Below are 17,700 nucleotides of genomic sequence, written 5' to 3' on the forward strand. Positions count from 1 at the left end.
TTGGGTGGGTCCCCCGGCCGGATGCCATCGGAGGGGAAGAGGAGAACCAGCATGTCCGCCATACTCAAGCCCATCGCGTTCCTGTGCATCATCGCCGCCGCGTATCTGGCCAAACGGGCCGGGCTGTTCAAGCCGCGCGACTACCGCATCATGCAGGTCACCGTATTCACCTTCACGCTTCCCGCGTCCATCATCGTGTCGTTCGCCACGAATCCGCACCATGTCAGCATGCTGCTGATCTCGCTGTTCGCGCTCGTATGCGCGCTGCTGCCGCTGCTGCTCACTTTCGCGGCGTCGCGCCGCAGGCCGGTCACCGACCGCGCCTTCCTGATGCTCAATGCCTCCGGGTTCAACATCGGCAACTTCTGCTTCCCGGTATTGCAGGCGTTTCTCGGGCCATCCGCGCTGGTCACGGCATCGATGTTCGACATCGGCAATTCGGTGATGGTCACGGCCGGTATCAATGTGATGACGACCTCGCTGCTGCACATCGACATGGACAAGCCACTGACCGAGCAGAACCCGGGGAACGCCCCGACGCTGCCCTACCGACGGCCGGCCGACAGGGACGCGCGCCGATTGGCCCGCCGGGCCAAGCTCCGCTCCGTGCTGCGCGGCTTCCTCACTTCGGTGCCGTTCGACGTCTATCTGCTGATGATCGCGGTGATGCTGTTCGGCATCCCGATCCCCGGCTTCATCCCCACACTGCTGCAGCCGGTCGCCGACGCGAACTCGTTCTGCTCGGTGTTCATGGTGGGCATGCTCATGGATCTGCCGCACACCGCCAAGGACGTCAAGGACGTTGCTCGCGTGCTCGGATGGCGCCTGCCGCTCGGATTCGCGTTCGCCGCGTTCGCGTGGTTCGTGCTGCCGTTCGACGCCGGGGTGCGCAAGGCCGCGGTGATGCTCTCGCTGGCGCCGACCGCCGTGTTCTCCACGCTGTTCACCGACAAGGTGCTCGGCAACGCGAAACTCGCCGGCTTCACGCTGGCCACCTCGGCGATCATCGCGATCGTGCTGATGACCGCGGTCAACATCCTGCTGCCGGCGTAGCCGCATTCGCCCCATGTGCCAGCCGGGATGGGCGGCACACGGCGTCAGCGCTTGAGCAGCTTGTGGGCCAGCGTGCTCACGCCGAAGCGGAGCCTGTCCACGGGGAGGGTGAACTCGCCGATCAGCTCCTCGACGGAACCATTGAACCCCTGCTTGAACTCCAGCACGCCGCGTCCCTCGTCATCCGGATCGTCAAAGACGCCGGAAATACCATAGAAGTTGTACCGGGACACGCCCTTGGCCACGCACAGGTCGCGCATGGCCACATGCTGGATGAGCGCGGAGGCGTAGAACGGCTTGTACCGCTCCACGCTGCCGGAGAAGAAGTAGACCACCTCGTTCGGGTGCTCCACGAACAGCGAGGCGGCCGCGGGCAGCACGTCGCCATCCTTGGCGAACCGCGCAGCCTCCGCCAGACGCTTCTCGGCGGCGGCCAGATTACGGCTCTCCTCGCCCAGCTGACGCTCCGTCTTGGTGGTCGGGTGCTCATCGTTCTTGGCCTGCAAACGCGCCACCTTGGCGGCAAGCGCCTCGCGCTTGGCCGTCATATCGGCCACATACTCGTCGATATGAATCTCGGCCAGCATGAAATGCGCCCGCTCGCCGAACGCCGCCTTGAACTGGTGGAAGTATTCGACGCCGCGATCCTGAAAATGCCGGCGACGCGCGGTGGCGGTCTCGATATCGGCGAAGGCCTGCAACTCGCCGTCACCCAGCTCGCGCACCCGCACGCCCATCGACTCGGCCCTCTTGACGCTCCACTGCGTGCGCTTGTCGTACGACGCGAGCAACGCCTTCTCATCCGCTATGCCGGCCAGATCCTTGACGTACACCCATCGGTTCACCACCGATCCGTACCCGCGCGAGAACCCGGCGTGGCGCCAGTCGAGCGATGCGTACGCCTCAAGCGCCGGCGTGTCCGGCTCGCCCTCGGCCACGCCCTGCGAATCGTGGCGCTGGTAGACCAGATTCGGCCAGCAGGTGACGGACACGGCTCCGCGGCGATGCGCCGACCGGCGGATGCCCTCGGTCATCGCCTGCAGCAGCGGCCTGTCGTGCGGGTCGCACATCGGGCCGAGCCAGACGGATCCCTCCAATCCGAACCGGCCTCGCGTGTAGGCGATGGCGCATCCGGCGACGATCTCGTCACCACGGCTCACGCCGACCAGGTCATACGAATCGATGCGGGCCTTCGCGACGTCCATCATTGCGGTCGTCTGCTGGAAATTGCCCTGCGGGTGCCTCGCGGACAGCGCGTCGAACGCCTCGGGGGTCATGGTCACGATGTCGGTCGTCATAGTCGTCTCCTGCGTGTTCCTCTTGTCTCGTCGTACCGTCGTATATCGCCGCGCCGCCGTACCACCCCGGCCGCCGCCCTCAGCGCCCCAGCACCTTGTGGGCAAGCTTCTTGAGCCCGTACGCCACCGGGCTGACGGGCAGCACGAACTCTCCGGGCAGTTCCTCGACATAGCCGTTGAACCCCTGCTTGAACTCCAGCACGCCGCGCCCCTCGTCATCCGGATCGTCAAAGACGCCGTCGATGCCGTAGAAGTTGTACCGGGTCACGCCCTTGGCCACGCACAAACGCAGCATCGCATCGTGCTGGATGAGCGCGGAGGCATAGAACGGCTTGTACTGCTCCACGCTGCCGGAGAACAGATAGATGACCTCGCGCGGGTGCTCCACGAACAGCGAGGCCGCGGCCGGCAGCACGTCGCCGTCCTTGGCGAACCGCGCAGCCTCCGCCAGACGCTTCTCGGCGGCGGCCAGGTTGCGCGTCTCCTCGCCCAGCTGGCGCTCCGTCTTGGTGGTCGGGTGCTCATCGTTCTTGGCCTGCAGGCGAGCCACCTTGGCGGCGAGCGCCTCGCGCTTGGCCGTCATGTCGGCCACATACTCGTCGATATGAATCTCGGCGACCATGAAGTGGGCCTTGTCGCCGTAGGCGGCCTTGAACCGGTGGAAGTAGTCCTCGCCGCGGTACTCGAAGCTGCGCCGTTCGGCGGTCTGCTGCTCGATGCGCGCGAACACGCCCAGCTCGCCGTCCGCCAGCTCGCGCACGTGCACGCCCATCGACTTGGCGCGCTTGACGCTCCACTGCGTGCGCTTGTCGTACGACTTGAGCAGCGCCGCCTCGTCGGCGATACCGGTCAGATCCTTGAGGTAGCGCCACCGGGGCACCGCCGTGTACCCGACGGTGAAGCCGCCGTGCTCGAATCCGGCACGCGTGAGCAGGCCGACCATCTCGTCGTCGGGGGCGCCGCCCTGATCGTCGGGCAGAGGGTTGCCGTCGCTGTCGCGCAGACGATACGGCGCCTCGGGGGTGATCGCCATCTGCGAAGCACCCTTGGCCTTGGCGTGCCGCTTGAGCGCGGTCATGAAGAACGTCAGCAGCTCGCCGTCGTGATAGTCGCACATCGGGCCGTCGTGCACGACGGCGAAGGTGGACAGGCGTGACGCGCGGTGGGTCTCAAGCAGCGCGGCGGCGACCACGGCGCCGTTCTCCTTGACGCCCAGGTACTCCACGTCCACGCCTTGGCCGGCGCGCAGTGTCCCGGCGCAGGAGGTCTGCTGGAAGTTGCCCTGCGCATGGGTGGCCGAAAAGTCGTCGAATTCCTGGCCACTGAGGGTGACGGTGCTGAATGAACGCATGCTGAACCGTGAAATCCTTATGTACTGTATGGCGCCGTGCCGGCCGAGTGCCGATCGGAGCACGCGGCCGGCACGGCGCACCGTATATCCTGCGATATCGTGCCGATGGTAACACGGCCGGCCAGCAGATCGGCCGGCCAGCCGCAAACCCTCACGGCTTCGCCATCGTTGCGCCGTCCGACGGGCGGCGGCTGATATCTCGTGCATGTATGTATGCACTGATTCTGGCTCCCCTCCTTGAGGGGAGCTGGCCGCGCAGCGGCCTGAGGGGAGGATTTCCGAGAACGCCAGAACCAAGCCGATCCACGCACGCTCCCCTCAGTCGGCTATGCCGACGGCTCCCCTCAGAGAGGGGAGCCGGAATCACTACACGAATTCATGGGACGGGCCATTAACGCACCAGGCGCTCGATGGCGGGGACGAGCGCGCGCAGCGCCTTGCCGCGGTGCGAGATCGCGTTCTTCTCCGCCGGGGTCATCTCGGCGCTGGTCAGCGGCTCGGCGAGCCCCTGCGCTCGTGCCGGCTGATCGTCGGGCACGAACAGCGGGTCGTAGCCGAATCCGTGCTCGCCGCGGGCAGCGCGGATGATGACGCCAGGCATCTCGCCGATCTCCACGGTTTCCGACGCCACCTGGTGCACGCCGGCATCCGCGTCGCGTTCGGCCTGCGGCACGACGAGCGCGGCGGCGCAGCGGAAGCGCGCGGTGCGCCTGGCATCGGGAATGTCCTCGATCTGCGCGAGCAGCAGCGCGTTGTTCGCCGCATCGTCGCCGTGGCGCCCCGCCCAGCGTGCGGACAGGATACCGGGCGCGTTGCCCATCACGTCGACGATCAGGCCGGAGTCGTCGGCCACCGCCGGGCATCCGGTGCGCGCGGCGACGTCACGGGCCTTGAGCAGCGCGTTCTCCTGGAAGGTGACGCCCGTTTCGACCGGGTCGGGCAGGTTCAGGCTGCCGGCCGAGACGAGCTCGATACGTCCGGCGTCCGAGCCGAGGCCTTCGGCGAGAATGCGGCGGATTTCCACAAGCTTGCCTTCGTTATGAGTTGCGACGACGATTTGCATGGGGTTCTCCTCTTCTGACTCCCCTCAGCCGCTTTCAGCGGCAGCTCCCCTCAGAAAGAGGAGCCTGAGTAATGCCTCAATCCAGTGCCAACGCGGCGCGCTGGGCGGCCTGCAGTTCCTTGTTGCCCTTTTCGGCGAGATCGAGCAGCGTGTTGAGCTCGTCGCGGCTGAACGGACGGTGCTCGGCGGTGCCCTGAATCTCGATGAAGGCGCCGGCGCCGGTCATCGCCACGTTCATGTCGGTCATGGCCTGGCTGTCCTCGATGTACGGCAGGTCGAGCATCGGCGTGCCGTTGATCACGCCGACGGACACGGCCGACACGCAATCCTTGAGCACGCGGTCGGCGGAGCGGATGTGGCGGTGCTGCTCCGCCCAGCGCAGCGCGTCGACCAGCGCCACGTACGCGCCGGTGACCGACGCGGTGCGCGTGCCGCCATCGGCCTGCAGCACGTCGCAGTCGAGCTGGACCTGATTCTCGCCGAGCGCCTTCATGTCGACCGCGCCGCGCAGGCAGCGGCCGATCAGACGGCTGATCTCCTGCGTGCGCCCGCCGACCTTGCCGCGCACCGATTCGCGGTCGGTGCGCTCGGAGGTGGCGCGCGGCAGCATCGCGTATTCGGCGGTCACCCAGCCGAGTCCGGAGTCCTTGCGCCAACGCGGCACGCCGGCAGTGAAGGTCGCGGTGCACATCACGCGCGTGTTGCCGCATTCGATCAGCACCGACCCTTCGGGAGCGTCGGTGAAGTGGCGGGTGATGCGCACCGGGCGCAGCTCGTCCACGGCGCGGCCGTCGGCACGGATCACGGTATTCTTTCCAAGCATGTCTTTGATTTGGGCCATGCTGCCAACCTATCACTAGGCGGCGAAGCAGGCGGGCGGAGGACGGCCGGCAGGCGCTCGGAGGACGGCCGGCAAGCGGCCGCAGGCGGCTATCCCAGCAGCGGCCTGGACGGCTCGATCTTGTCGACGATGAACAGGACGAGCGCCACGAACGCGAACCCCACGGCGAGCTCGAGCACATTGGTGCCGAACCGAGCCCATCCGAGCGCGTTCGGGTCGATGAACGCGTACGGATACGGGTTGCCGCCGGCGGCCGGGCCGGAATGAGGCCAGATCGCGGCGCGGATCATCACGAACGCCAGCCAGACCGGTAGATAGATCAGCCAGCTCGCGCAGTAGTGCCAGCGGAACCTGCGGTGCGGGTCGAACAGCAGGAAATCGACCACGGCCATGATCGGCGCGATCCTGTGCAGCATCGTATTGGTCATGATGCCCAGCACCTGCGGCACGTAGTTCGGATCGTCCGGAGGCATGAGCAGCAGCGCCACGAGCGCGGTGATCACCGCGTACATCGTCAGGCACCCCTTGAGCCAGGCCGGCGGCTGGATGCCCTTCAGCAGGCTCGCCGCGCCGGCCCACAGCATCACGAAGCCGAGCGCGAAACCGGTCTGGAACGTGAAATACACCCACAGCTCGGGCCGGTGCCACGCCTCATACGTGCCGACGAAGCACAGCGCGGCGATCGCAAGCCGCCACAATCCCGCAACGAATCTCATGCCTCACAGCATAGCCGGTGGAAGCCGCACCGGGATGACGGGGGCTTGGCCCTACAATGGCATAGGCGTACCGTTTTCAGGGAGGAATCAATGGATTATTCACCGGCCCTTATGACCGACATGTACGAATACACGATGCTCGACGCGGCGCTCAAGGACGGCACCGCGAACCGCAGGTGCGTGTTCGAAATCTTCACCCGGCATCTGCCCGAGGGCCGCCGCTACGGCGTCGTGGCCGGCACGGGGCGCATCCTCGACGAGCTGGAGCGCTTCCATCTGGACGACGAGGACCTCAGATTCCTCGCCGACCGCAAGGTCGTGGACGCGAACACCATCAAGTGGCTCGAGAACTTCCATTTCTCCGGCACGATCAAGGGGTACCGCGAAGGCGAGATGTTCTTCCCGAATTCGCCGATCCTGCAGGTCGAGGGTACCTTCGGCGAGTGCACGCTGCTGGAGACGCTGCTGCTGTCGGTGCTCAACTACGATTCCGCGGTCGCCTCGGCGGCCTCGCGCATGGTGAGCGCCGCGAAGGACCGCCCGTGCATGGACATGGGCGGCCGGCGCACCAACGAATGGGCCGCCGTGGCCGCGGCCAGGGCCGCCGTGATCGGCGGGTTCAAGGGCACCGCGAACCTGCTGGCCGCGCAGATGTACGGGCTCAAGGCGATCGGCACCGCCGCGCACTGCTTCACGCTGGTGCACGACAACGAGCGCGACGCCTTCCGCTCGCAGATCAACGCGCTGGGCAAGAACACGACGCTGCTGGTCGACACCTACAACGTCGAGGAGGCCGTGAAGACCGCGGTCGAGGTGGCCGGGCCCGAACTGGGCGGCGTGCGCATCGACTCGGGCGATCTCGCCTCGCTTGCGCAGCGCGTGCGCAACCAGCTGGACGCGCTCGGCGCCACGAACACGACGATCACCGTCACCAACGATCTGGACGAGTACGCGCTGGCCGCGCTGCAGACCGCCCCGGTCGACTCCTACGGCGTCGGCACGATGCTGGTGACCGGATCGGGCGCGCCGACCTGTGCGATGGTGTACAAGCTGACCGAGCGCGAGAACTCGGCCGGCGTGATGCAGCCCGTGGCCAAGAAGTCGACGAACAAGGCGACCGTGCCGGGGCGCAAGCTCGCCTACCGCTCCTACGAGTACAACCTCGCGGACTGCGAGCATGTGATCTCCGGTTCGGAGGACCAGCTCGCGGGCTACACGCCGGCGGACAACTGGAAGGACCTGCTGGTCAGCTACGTCGATCACGGCCGGATCGACCAGCAATACCAAGGCCACGGCGCGATCATGGCCGCGCACGAGTACCGCGCGCAGGCCCTCGCCGAGCTGCCGATCACCGCGCAGTCGCTGATGAAGGGCGAGCCGGTGATCCCCACCGAAACGACGGTGCTGTGACGGCGACGCCGCCGGAGTGCCGACTGGCTCCCCTCCATGAGGGGAGCTGACCGCGAAGCGGGCTGAGGAGAGGATTACCACGAACGTCTGAATCCAGCCGGTTTGCATGGTCTCCCCTCAGTCGGCCGCGCCGACAGCTCCCCTCTGAAGAGGGGAGCCAACTGCAACGGAAGAGACCCCTAGCGCATCATCTCGTCGTAGAGGCGCTTGCAGTCGGGGCAGACCGGGTACTTGGACGGATCGTGCTTCGGCACCCAGATCTTGCCGCACAGCGCCACCACCGGGCGGCCGGTCATGCGCGACTCGGCGATGCGGTCCTTGGATACGTAGTGGGCGTAACGGTCCGCGTCGCCGCCATCGTCGCGCTGGGTCTGTTCCTCGGTCTGCGGGCGCTCCAGCACCGCCGTGCCGGGTCCCGGGTCCGGCGTCGACAGGGGCGACACCGGATCGGCCAGATCCGTCATGTCATTCTTCATCCGCATGCGCATTGCGATTCTCCATCCTTGGCTTAAGCGATCCTTGGCTTGGACCGCCCGTCATCACCCATGATAAAACCTTCGTGTTCCGTTCACGCTTTTCACGCCGAATCTCCATATCCCGCCGCCGTGCCGCGCCGTGCCGCGCCGCCGGCGCGCGAACGCCCTCCGCCGGCGTGGTTCCGCGCCCTACTTCCGCGCGAAGCGGTAGTCTTGGGTCTATGACTATCGCAGTATGTCCAGGATCGTACGACCCCGTCACCGCGGGGCATTTGGACGTTATCGAACGATGCGCGCGCTTCTTCGACGAAGTGCATGTGGTGGTTGCCGTGAACGCCGCGAAAACGCCGCTGTTTTCCGAGGGCGTCCGCGTCGACGTGATCCGCCGGGCGCTGGAGAAGGACGGATTCCCGAACATCACGGTCGCCTCGACAAGCGGCCTGATCACCGACTACTGCAAGGACGTCGGCGCCACGGTGATCGTCAAGGGCCTGCGGCAGAACGGCGATTACGAGGCCGAGCTCGGCATGGCGCTGGTCAATCGCAAGCTCGCCGGCATCGAGACGCTGTTCCTGCCGGCCGACCCGATCCTGGAGCACATCTCCAGCTCGATCGTCAAGGACGTGGCGCGCCACGGCGGCGATATCACCGGCATGGTGCCCGATTGCGTGGCGCCCATGCTCGTCGAGGCGCTGAACAAGGAAAACGAGGAAAGAAGCTGACATGACTGAGGAAATGGACGGCTCGCAGGCGCAGCCTGCACCGCTGCCTCCGGAACCGGCGGCCCCGGCTCCGACGAACGAGGCCGCATACGGGCGGCAGCCCGGCGGGCAGGGGAACCCGCCGGCCCAGGGGACCGATCCCGCGCTCATCGCCGAAACCGAGGCGACCCCGGCGCAGCCGGCGTCCGAAAGCACGCCGGACGCGTCAGGCGCGCGGACCGGCTCGGCGGATGGAGCCAAGGCGGCCTTCCCGATGGACGCACTGCCCGATCTGAGGGAGACGCTGGACGTCGGCTCGCCCGATCTCGATCCGGCGACCCTCAAGTCCCGCGACGAGTTCACCACCGTGTACGACATCATCGACCGGCTCGAGTCCATGCTCGGCGAGGCCAAGGGAGGCTTCTTCAACGCCGGCATCGTCAAGGTGGACCGCGAGGAGTTCACCGACCGGCTCGACGAGCTCAAGAAGATGCTGCCGGTGCAGCTCGAGCGCGCGTCGGCGCTCATGCGCGAGGCGGAGCGCCGGCTCGAATCCGCGCAGACGCAGGCGAACGCGATCGTCGCCTCGGCGCAGAGCCGTGCCGCCGACATGGTCAAGGACGCCAACGAGCAGGCGCAGTTCCTGGCCGGCCAGGAGAACGTCACGGAAATCGCGCGGCAGAAGGCGCGCGCCACGCTCGACCAGGCGCAGGCCAAGTCCGATCGGCTCACGCAGGGCGCCGACCAGTACTGCGTGACCGTGATGGAGGGGTTGCAGGCGCAGCTGTCCAAGCTCGACCGCGACGTGCAGGCCGGGCTTAATGTACTGTATGAACGCCAGCGTGCAGCCGGCGAGCAACTTCCCCATCTTGACCACAACGACTATCCGGAGGGCTGATCATGCCACGTCCTGAAGATTCCGTATGGGCCGTGCCCGTGGCGCAGGTCGCGTCGCGCGCCGGCCAGAGCAAGGCGATCGACGCCGTATTCCCCGCGCCAAGCGGCATCGGCGACAGCATCGTCGGCATCGCGGAAGGCACCGACGTGCATGTCGTCGGATCGTTCGACTCGATCGTCGACGGGCTGGTGCTGACCGCACGGATCATCGCGCCGGTCAGCACGGAGTGCACGCGCTGCCTCAAGCCAATCAACAAGGACTGGACCGTCGACGTCACCGCGTTCTTCCCCTACGACTCCGGCAAGGACGCGAAGGACGCCGCGCACGGCCACCAGAACGGCCGCAAGGACGAGGAAGTGGACATCATCGCCGGCGAGGAGGAGTCCGAGGACGAGTACCCGCTGGTGTCGAACGGCGCCTTCGCCGACCTCGAGGCGCTGATCCGCGACACGCTGGTCGAATCGCTGCCGCTGCAGCCGCTGTGCCGCGAGGACTGCCTCGGCCTGTGCCCGCAGTGCGGCGCCGACCTCAACGAGGACCCCGACCATCATCACGACGTGATCGACAACCGCTTCGCCGCGCTGGCCGCGCTCAAGGCCCAGCTGGAAACCGGCGAGTAATCCGCGGGCGCCCGGCGGGCAACCGGGGTATTCGCGACGAGCGGAGCAGGCCCGCCCGCGCGAACTGGACGGAATGGACTTTGTACGGACGATGCGCTAAGATGCTGAACGCTTAAGCTCAATCGTTCGAACGAAACAGAGGAACAACAAATGGCACTGCCTAAGTACAAGACCTCGCGCGCCAACACGCACTCGCGCCGCGCGAACTGGAAGGCGTCTGCTGCGCAGACCGTCAACTGCCCGAACTGCGGCGCCCCGGCGCTGCCGCACATGGCCTGCCCGAGCTGCGGCTCGTTCCGCGGCCGCGTGTACCGCGAAGCCATCCGCGCCCCTCACGCCAAGTGAGCCGAGCGCGCCGCATAGCGCGATAACGCATCAAAGCCCTGCCATCGACGGGTGGCGGGGCTTTTTCATAGGCGCGCCCGGCCCCACCGGTTTCCGCAGGGCATCGCAAGACGCGCCATCACGTCACAGGACCTCGTAGGACCCCAATAAGTCCGAGTAACAGGCTACACAAGGAATCATGACTACGACGACCACCGAATCCCCCTCGACCGCTGCGCACATCTCACCATCCAACGTGCTGTTGGAAGCGCTGGGCACCACCATCCGGCCCGAGCTGCTGGTGCAAGCCCTCACCCACCGCTCGTTCTCGCACGAGCATCCGGGCGCGCTGAACTACGAGCGTCTGGAGTTTCTCGGCGACGCGGTGCTCGAGCTCGTGTCCACGGAGACGCTGTTCGCCGCCCATCCCGACATGAGCGAGGGCCAGCTGGCGAAGATGCGAGCCAAGGCCGTGTCCGAGGAGTCGCTGAGCGCCATCGCCAGGACCAAGCTCAACGTCGGGCCGTACATCCTGCTCGGCCACGGCGAGGCCGAGCAGGGCGGCTCGGAGAAGAGCTCGATCCTGTGCGACATCGTGGAATCGCTGATCGGCGCGACCTTCCTCGAGCACGGCATCGACGGCGCGCGCGAGGTCGTGCACCGGCTCATCGACGACACGCTGGCCGAGGTAGCCACCGAGGGCCCGGCGCTCGACTGGAAGACCTCGCTGGAGATCAAATCGCACCAGCTCGGCAAGGGCGACCCGCACTACCGGATGGCCGTCACGGGGCCGGAATACGCGCAGATCTTCACCGCCCGCGCGCTGCTCGGCGACGATGACACCGTATACGGCGTTGGCAAAGGGTCCAGCAAGCGCAAGGCGCAGCTGGCCGCCGCCGAAGCCGCGTGGAAGGCGCTGGACAAGTAGCCGCCGGCAAGCCGCGCACCGTCAGCCAATATATGGGCGCCGCCCGCCCCTCCACCGGGCCTGCCACTAGGATGAGGTGGATTACACTTGGCTAGTAGCAGCCGTTCAGGAGCCACAAGCGCCGGACGCATCTGCCGCCCCGGGCCGCCCGGCATATCCGCGCGCCCCGCGTGTGCGGCCTACGAACCCAAGCGACCGACCAGGAAGTTGAGAGGAACCATGGTGACACCAACGCCTCTTCAGGCATTCAGCGGCGTGCCGAAAACGCACGCCGGAAACGACAGGCAGACCATTGTCGACGGCGAGAAAATGACCGGCGCACAGGCGCTGGTTCGTGCGCTGGAGGATTTGGGCGTTCAGGACGTGTTCGGCCTGCCGGGCGGCGCGATTCTGCCGGTATACCACGCGATCAACGACGACACGAAGTTCCGCTTCACGCTGGTGCGCCACGAGCAGGCCGCCGGCCACGCAGCAGAGGGATACGCGGTGGCCACCGGCCGCGTCGGCGTGTGCATCGTCACATCCGGCCCCGGCGCGACGAACATGATCACCCCGATCGCCGACGCGAATATGGATTCGGTGCCGCTGGTCGTGATCACCGGTCAGGTCGGCGTGGCCGCGATCGGCACCGACGCCTTCCAGGAGGCCGACATCGTCGGCGCGACCTATCCGGTCGTCAAGCATTCGTATCTGGTGACGAGCGCGCAGGACATCCCCCGCGTGCTTGCCGAAGCGCACTACATCGCCCGTTCCGGTCGCCCCGGACCGGTCGTCGTCGACCTGACGAAGACCGCCCAGACCGGCGAGATGTACTACTCGTGGCCGCAGCGCATGATCCTGCCCGGCTACAACCCGACCACCAAGGCGCACGGCCGCGTGCTCTCCGACGCCGCGAAGCTGTTCGCCCAGTCGTACCGGCCGGTGCTGTACGTGGGCGGCGGCGCGGCGCGTTCCAACGCCTCCGCCGAGGTCGCCGAACTGGCCGAGGTGACCGGCGCCCCGATCGTCACGACGCTGCCGGCGCGCGGCATCGTGCCCGACTCCAATCCGAAGAACCTCGGCATGCTGGGCATGCACGGCACGGTCGCGGCGACCGCCGCGGCGCAGCGCTGCGATCTGCTGGTCGCGATCGGCGCCCGCTTCGACGACCGCGTGACCGGCAAGCTCGACGCCTTCGCGCCGGGCGCCCGCGTGATCCACATCGACATCGACCCGGCGGAGATCGGCAAGAACCGCGCCCCGGACGTGCCGATCGTGGGCGACGTGGCGACCGTGCTCCACGATCTGATCCCCGAGATCAAGCGTTCGCAGGCGATCGGTGGCAAGCCCAACCTCAAGCCGTGGTGGGACCAGCTCGACGCGCTGCGCGATCGGTACACGATCCGCTACGACGAGCCGTGCGACCAGCCGACCGACGGTTCGCTGTCCCCGCAGTGGGTGGTCGAGCAGCTGTCGAAGAAGGCCGATCCGTCCACGATCTGGGTGTCCGGCGTGGGCCAGCACCAGATGTGGGCCGCGCAGCTGGTCGATTTCGAAAAGCCGCATTCGTGGATCTCCTCGGGCGGCCTCGGCACCATGGGATTCGGCCTGCCGGCGGCCATCGGCGCCTCCATCGGCTCCGAGCGCGATTTCCAGGGCAAGAAGCCGGTGTGGCTGATCGACGGCGACGGTTCGTTCCAGATGACATCCGAGGAGCTGGCGGCAGCCTTCCTCGACCACGCGCCGGTGAAGATCGCGATTCTCAACAACTCCGTCTACGGCATGGTGCGCCAGTGGCAGACGCTGTTCTACGAGCACCACTACTCGGCCACGAACCTGCTGGACGGCGAGGCGAAGGAGGGCGGCGAGTTCTTCGACGTGCCCGACTTCGTGAAGCTGGCCGAGGCGTACGGGTGCGTCGGCATGCGCGCGTTCACCGAGGACGAGGCGATCGCCGCGATAGACAAGGCGAACGAGATCGACGACCGCCCGGTGCTCATCGACTTCCGCGTGTGGAAGGACGCGATGGTGTGGCCGATGGTCGCGGCCGGCGCGTCCAACGACGACGTCACGTACCGCCCCGGAACCCAGCCGCTGCATCCGAACGGCGCGCCGGCCGACGATTCCGCCGACGCCTCCAGCAACGCGAGCTTCTGAGGGTCTTCGAGGGTTAAGGAGAATACTGCAATGGCAAATTATCCCGCAACGCAGCCCGGATCCACGCGGCACACGCTGTCCGTGCTGGTGGAGAACCGCCCCGGCGTGCTGGCGCGCATCGCCGGCCTGTTCGCCCGCCGCGCGTTCAACATCGATTCCCTGTCCGTCTCCCCCACCGAGCGCCCCGACATCTCGCGCGTGACCGTGACCGCCGAAGTGGACGACGTGCCGCTCGAGCAGATCATCAAGCAGCTCAACAAGCTGCTGCATGTGCTCAAGATCGTCGACCTCGACCCGGCGACCACCGTGGAGCGCGAGCTGGTGCTCATCAAGGTGGCGGCCGACGAGTCGAACCGCTCCGACGTGCTGGAGATCGTGCGCCTGTTCCGCGTGCGCGTGGTCGACGTGCACCCCGAGTCGCTGACTATCGAGGCCACCGGCGCCGGCGGCAAGATCGACGCGCTGCTGGGGCTGCTGGACCACTACGGCATCATCGAGCTGGTCCGCTCCGGTGCGGTCGCCGTGACCCGCGGCCCACGCGCGCTGAGCGAAAAGGTGCTCGGCTCGGAGATCACCGGCCGGTAGACCGGCAATCCGACAAGGTTTCGGGGGTGTGTCCGCTCGCCGGCGAGCGGACACACCCCCCGATTGTCGTATACCGGGCCACCGATTCTTGCCGATTCTTTCCACGGGATCCCGCTGATTCCCGCTGATTCCCCGCTGGCATACGATCTCCCATGCCCCGGAAACCGGCCGTATGCCAGCAGTTTTCTTTCAAACCTTCCTGCTGGCTTACGGCCGGTTTTTGGACCGTACGGGACCGTAAGCCAGCCAGGAACCCCGGCTACTCCATCTGCTCGGAGAGGTCCATCCATTCCATTTCCAGGGAGTCCGACTCGTCGGCGACCGCCTGGAGCTGCTGGTTGAGGTCGTTGAGCCCGGCGAAATCGCTCGGATCGTGCGCGGCCATGCGGGCTTCCAGATCGGCCTTCTGCTCCTCCAGCTTGGCGAGCTTGCGCTCGATGGCGGCGACGCGCTTGCTGGCGTCGTGGAAGGCCTTGCCGGTGAGCTTCGGCTCGGTGTCGGTTCCTGCCGCGGCCGTTTCCTCGGCGAGCCCGGCGGAGTCCTCCCCCGCGGCCTTGGAACCGCGCTCCGGCGCCTCCTGGGAGAGCACCTTGCCGTTTTTGAGGTCCTCGACCATGTCGAGGTAATCCTGCACGCCGCCGGGCAGATGCCGCACCTTGCCGCCGATCAGCGCGAACTGCTGGTCGGTGACGCGTTCGAGCAGGTACCGGTCATGCGACACGACGATGAGCGTGCCGGGCCAGGTGTCGAGCAGATCCTCCATCACGGCGAGCATGTCGGTGTCCAGGTCGTTGCCGGGCTCGTCCATGATGAGCACATTCGGCTCGTCGAGCAGGATCAGCAGCAGCTGCATGCGCCGCTTTTGCCCGCCCGACAGGTCGCGGATCGGCGTCATGAGCTGCGCGGACGCGAAACCGAGGCGCTCCATGAGCTGGCCCGGGGTCACTTCCTTGCCGTCGACGACATAGCTTGGCTTGTAGCGGCTCAGCACTTCCTTGATCTTGTACTTGTTGAGCTTCTCCAGCTCGTCGAGCCGCTGCGAAAGCACCGCGAATTTGACCGTCTTGCCGATGTTCACGCGCCCGACGGTCGGCGTGATCGTGCCGTCGATGAGCTTCAGGAGGGTCGACTTGCCGGCGCCGTTCGCGCCGACGATGCCGAAGCGGTCGCCGGGACCGATCAGCCAGGTCACATCGTCGAGGATCTTGCGCCCGGTGATGGTGACCTTGCGGGCGGCGGATGTGGCGTCGGCCGCCGCGGTGTCGTCCTCGGCCCGTGCGCCCGGCTCCGGCGCCGGCGTGGCGGAGCCTTGGACCGCATCGATACCGTGATCGGCCTGCGCGGCCTCCACGGCCTCCGGCACCCCGGCGTCGACCAGGCGCGGGTCATCCAGATCGGTGACGGCCACCTCGACCGAGCCGCGCACCTGCGGTTCGGCGTACATCGCCCGCACGACGTCCACGCGGGACGCGGAATCCTCCAGCGCCGCCGCATCCGGGTCGATGTTCGACAACGACGGCGCGGCCGCGGCACCCTGCGGCTTCTCGAAGATCTGGGTGACGTCGATCAGGTCGACCACCTGCTTGCCCAGGCGGGACGTGGCCATCTGCCTGAGCTCGACGGTGTTGCGCATGGGCGGCACGTCGGCGATCAGCTCGCGCGCGGCCTTGACGTGGAACTTCTGCTTGGTGGAGCGGGCGCGGGCGCCGCGGGTCAGCCACGCGAGTTCCTTGCGGGCGAGATTGCGCCGCTTCGTCTCGCGCACGTCGGCCTGGCGATCGCGTTCCACACGCTGGAGCATGTACGCGGAGTACCCGCCCTCGAACGGGTCGATCACGCCGTCGTGCACCTCCCACATGGACTCGCAGACCTCGTCGAGGAACCAGCGGTCGTGGGTGACGAGCAGCAACGCGCCCTGCCCGCGCGACCAGCGGTTCTTCAGGTGCTCGGCCATCCAGTGGATCGTCACCACGTCCAGATGGTTGGTCGGCTCGTCCAGCGCGAGGATGTCCCACTCGTGCAGCAGCAGGCGGGCGAGATCGGCGCGGCGGCGCTGGCCGCCGGACAGCGAGCCGATCGTGGCGTCCAGGCTGATGCCGCCGAGCAGCGCTTCGACGATCTCGCGCGAACGGGTCTCCGCGGCCCATTCATAGTCGGCGCGCCCCTCGAGCGCCGCTTGGCGCACGGTGGCGTCGTCGTCGAGAGGATCGCGCTGGTCGAGCATGCCGAAAGTCAGGCCGCCCCGCTTGGTCACGCGGCCCTCGTCGGGCTCCTGCGTGCCGTTGAACAGATGCAGCAGCGTGGACTTGCCGTCGCCGTTGCGGCCGACGATGCCGATGCGGTCGCCTTCGAATACGCCCTGCGTCACATCGGTGAATATGGTCTTCGTGGCGAAGGCGAGCGAAACGTGTTCAAGTCCAAGGTCATAAGTCGGCATAATCCACTAATGTAGCGCCACGCTCCAACCAACGCGCGCCTGCCCGGCGCGGTGGCGCATCAGGCCTCGAGCGACTGGGCGTAGGTGTTGCAACGGGCCGCGAACCCGGAGAACACCTGCTCGGCGAGCGGCTGCAGCTGCGGGTTGTATTCGGCGAAATCATCACGCAGTTTCGACTTGGAGCCGCCGGCCGCCTTGAGATCCTTGACCATGGACGGTTCGTCCAGCCACTCCTCGAGGATCGGCGCGGTCACTTCCAGATGGAATTGCAGCCCGAGCGCCGAACCGAAGCGGAAGGCCTGCACCTTGGTGGACGAGGACCGGGCGAGCAGCTGCGCGTCGGCCGGCAGTCCGACCACGTCGTTGTGCCAGTGCAGCACGTTGATCTGCTTGTTCCACATCGAGAAGTAATCGTGCCGGTCCACGCGCTTGATGGGGGCGAACCCGATCTCCGGAGCCTCGCCGCGTTCGAGCTTGGCCCCCAGCGCGGCCGCGATGATCTGATGGCCGAGGCATACGCCGATCACCGGCTTGCCGACGCTGATCGCCGCCCGGGCGAGCTTCGCCTCCATCTTCAGCCCCGGATACTTGTCGTAATCGAGCGCGCCCATGGGGCCGCCCATGATCACCACGCCGGCGACCTCGTTGAAGTCCGGCAGATCCGGCTTCTTTTTCTTCGCGATGTTCAACGTCTGCGTCGCCAGTTCAAGGTCCTCGAGGTTCTCCAAAATCCGTCCCGGCTTCTCCCACGGGACGTGCTGCAAAATCAACACCTGCGGCTGCGTCATGATTCCATTGTGACATCACCTACGTAAACTTTGTTCGACGTTTTGCGCATATTCGTCACCGCATGCCCCGATGAC

Annotated in this window: 17 protein-coding genes; 9 read left to right on the forward strand and 8 right to left on the reverse strand. The window is 66.9% G+C overall.

All coding sequences use genetic code 11. The features are described 5' to 3' along the window. Nucleotides 1-51 precede the first annotated feature (51 nt). Nucleotides 52-1,053, forward strand: a complete 1,002-nt coding sequence (locus tag BBSC_RS10580; protein WP_033519815.1) for an AEC family transporter — start codon at nucleotides 52-54, stop codon at nucleotides 1,051-1,053. Between the two features lie 44 nt (nucleotides 1,054-1,097). On the opposite strand, the gene BBSC_RS10585 is transcribed toward BBSC_RS10580, so the two are convergent. The 5 genes from BBSC_RS10585 to BBSC_RS10605 all read right to left on the reverse strand — a co-directional run bounded on the left by BBSC_RS10585 (nucleotide 1,098) and on the right by BBSC_RS10605 (nucleotide 6,322). Further along, the gene (locus BBSC_RS10585) at nucleotides 1,098-2,351 is read right to left on the reverse strand and encodes an aminoacyltransferase (protein WP_033519816.1); all 1,254 of its coding nucleotides are present in this window, start codon (nucleotides 2,349-2,351) and stop codon (nucleotides 1,098-1,100) included. A 79-nt stretch (nucleotides 2,352-2,430) separates the two neighbouring features. After that, nucleotides 2,431-3,702: an aminoacyltransferase gene (locus tag BBSC_RS10590; RefSeq protein WP_034535552.1), complete on the reverse strand. Its 1,272-nt coding sequence runs from the start codon at nucleotides 3,700-3,702 to the stop codon at nucleotides 2,431-2,433. Nucleotides 3,703-4,093: 391 nt separating this feature from the next. Next, nucleotides 4,094-4,765: a non-canonical purine NTP pyrophosphatase gene (locus tag BBSC_RS10595; protein ID WP_033518877.1), complete on the reverse strand. Its 672-nt coding sequence runs from the start codon at nucleotides 4,763-4,765 to the stop codon at nucleotides 4,094-4,096. A 76-nt stretch (nucleotides 4,766-4,841) separates the two neighbouring features. Continuing rightward, entirely contained in the window at nucleotides 4,842-5,606 is a 765-nt protein-coding gene (rph, locus tag BBSC_RS10600) for a ribonuclease PH (protein ID WP_033518875.1), read from the reverse strand. Nucleotides 5,607-5,695: 89 nt separating this feature from the next. Beyond that, nucleotides 5,696-6,322 carry a Pr6Pr family membrane protein gene (locus tag BBSC_RS10605; protein WP_033518874.1) on the reverse strand — a complete coding sequence of 209 codons (627 nt, stop codon included), beginning with the start codon at nucleotides 6,320-6,322 and terminating at the stop codon, nucleotides 5,696-5,698. 90 nt (nucleotides 6,323-6,412) lie between these two features. Here BBSC_RS10605 and BBSC_RS10610 point away from each other — a divergent pair, with 90 nt between their 5' ends. Next, entirely contained in the window at nucleotides 6,413-7,732 is a 1,320-nt protein-coding gene (locus tag BBSC_RS10610) for a nicotinate phosphoribosyltransferase (RefSeq protein ID WP_033518872.1), read from the forward strand. 179 nt (nucleotides 7,733-7,911) lie between these two features. On the opposite strand, the gene BBSC_RS10615 is transcribed toward BBSC_RS10610, so the two are convergent. Continuing rightward, a complete protein-coding gene (locus BBSC_RS10615) occupies nucleotides 7,912-8,214 on the reverse strand; it encodes a DUF3039 domain-containing protein (RefSeq protein ID WP_374042863.1) in 303 nt (100 codons plus the stop codon). A gap of 215 nt (nucleotides 8,215-8,429) precedes the next feature. Between BBSC_RS10615 and coaD the strand changes: the two genes are divergently transcribed. The 7 genes from coaD (at nucleotide 8,430) to ilvN (ending at nucleotide 14,400) form a co-directional block, all read left to right on the forward strand. Beyond that, nucleotides 8,430-8,930: a pantetheine-phosphate adenylyltransferase gene (coaD, locus tag BBSC_RS10620; protein ID WP_033518869.1), complete on the forward strand. Its 501-nt coding sequence runs from the start codon at nucleotides 8,430-8,432 to the stop codon at nucleotides 8,928-8,930. A gap of 1 nt (nucleotide 8,931) precedes the next feature. Continuing rightward, nucleotides 8,932-9,807, forward strand: coding sequence for a cell division protein (locus BBSC_RS10625; protein WP_033518868.1), 876 nt, complete (start codon nucleotides 8,932-8,934; stop codon nucleotides 9,805-9,807). Between the two features lie 2 nt (nucleotides 9,808-9,809). Continuing rightward, nucleotides 9,810-10,427: a YceD family protein gene (locus tag BBSC_RS10630; RefSeq protein ID WP_033518866.1), complete on the forward strand. Its 618-nt coding sequence runs from the start codon at nucleotides 9,810-9,812 to the stop codon at nucleotides 10,425-10,427. A gap of 150 nt (nucleotides 10,428-10,577) precedes the next feature. Then, complete coding sequence (gene rpmF, locus BBSC_RS10635; RefSeq protein WP_033518865.1) at nucleotides 10,578-10,772, forward strand: 50S ribosomal protein L32; 195 nt, start codon at nucleotides 10,578-10,580, stop codon at nucleotides 10,770-10,772. A 178-nt stretch (nucleotides 10,773-10,950) separates the two neighbouring features. Further along, nucleotides 10,951-11,679 (forward strand): ribonuclease III, encoded by a 729-nt coding sequence (rnc, locus tag BBSC_RS10640; RefSeq protein ID WP_033518863.1) that lies wholly within the window; start codon nucleotides 10,951-10,953, stop codon nucleotides 11,677-11,679. A gap of 219 nt (nucleotides 11,680-11,898) precedes the next feature. Continuing rightward, nucleotides 11,899-13,815 (forward strand): acetolactate synthase large subunit, encoded by a 1,917-nt coding sequence (locus tag BBSC_RS10645; protein ID WP_033518861.1) that lies wholly within the window; start codon nucleotides 11,899-11,901, stop codon nucleotides 13,813-13,815. Nucleotides 13,816-13,845: 30 nt separating this feature from the next. After that, complete coding sequence (gene ilvN, locus BBSC_RS10650; RefSeq protein ID WP_033518860.1) at nucleotides 13,846-14,400, forward strand: acetolactate synthase small subunit; 555 nt, start codon at nucleotides 13,846-13,848, stop codon at nucleotides 14,398-14,400. A gap of 259 nt (nucleotides 14,401-14,659) precedes the next feature. On the opposite strand, the gene BBSC_RS10655 is transcribed toward ilvN, so the two are convergent. Beyond that, complete coding sequence (locus BBSC_RS10655; protein ID WP_033518858.1) at nucleotides 14,660-16,837, reverse strand: ABC-F family ATP-binding cassette domain-containing protein; 2,178 nt, start codon at nucleotides 16,835-16,837, stop codon at nucleotides 14,660-14,662. A gap of 59 nt (nucleotides 16,838-16,896) precedes the next feature. Further along, a complete protein-coding gene (locus BBSC_RS10660; RefSeq protein WP_033518857.1) occupies nucleotides 16,897-17,625 on the reverse strand; it encodes a type 1 glutamine amidotransferase in 729 nt (242 codons plus the stop codon). Nucleotides 17,626-17,700: the final 75 nt, after the last annotated feature.

It is taken from the genome of Bifidobacterium scardovii JCM 12489 = DSM 13734, assembly GCF_001042635.1.
In the GTDB taxonomy this organism is placed as follows: domain Bacteria; phylum Actinomycetota; class Actinomycetes; order Actinomycetales; family Bifidobacteriaceae; genus Bifidobacterium; species Bifidobacterium scardovii.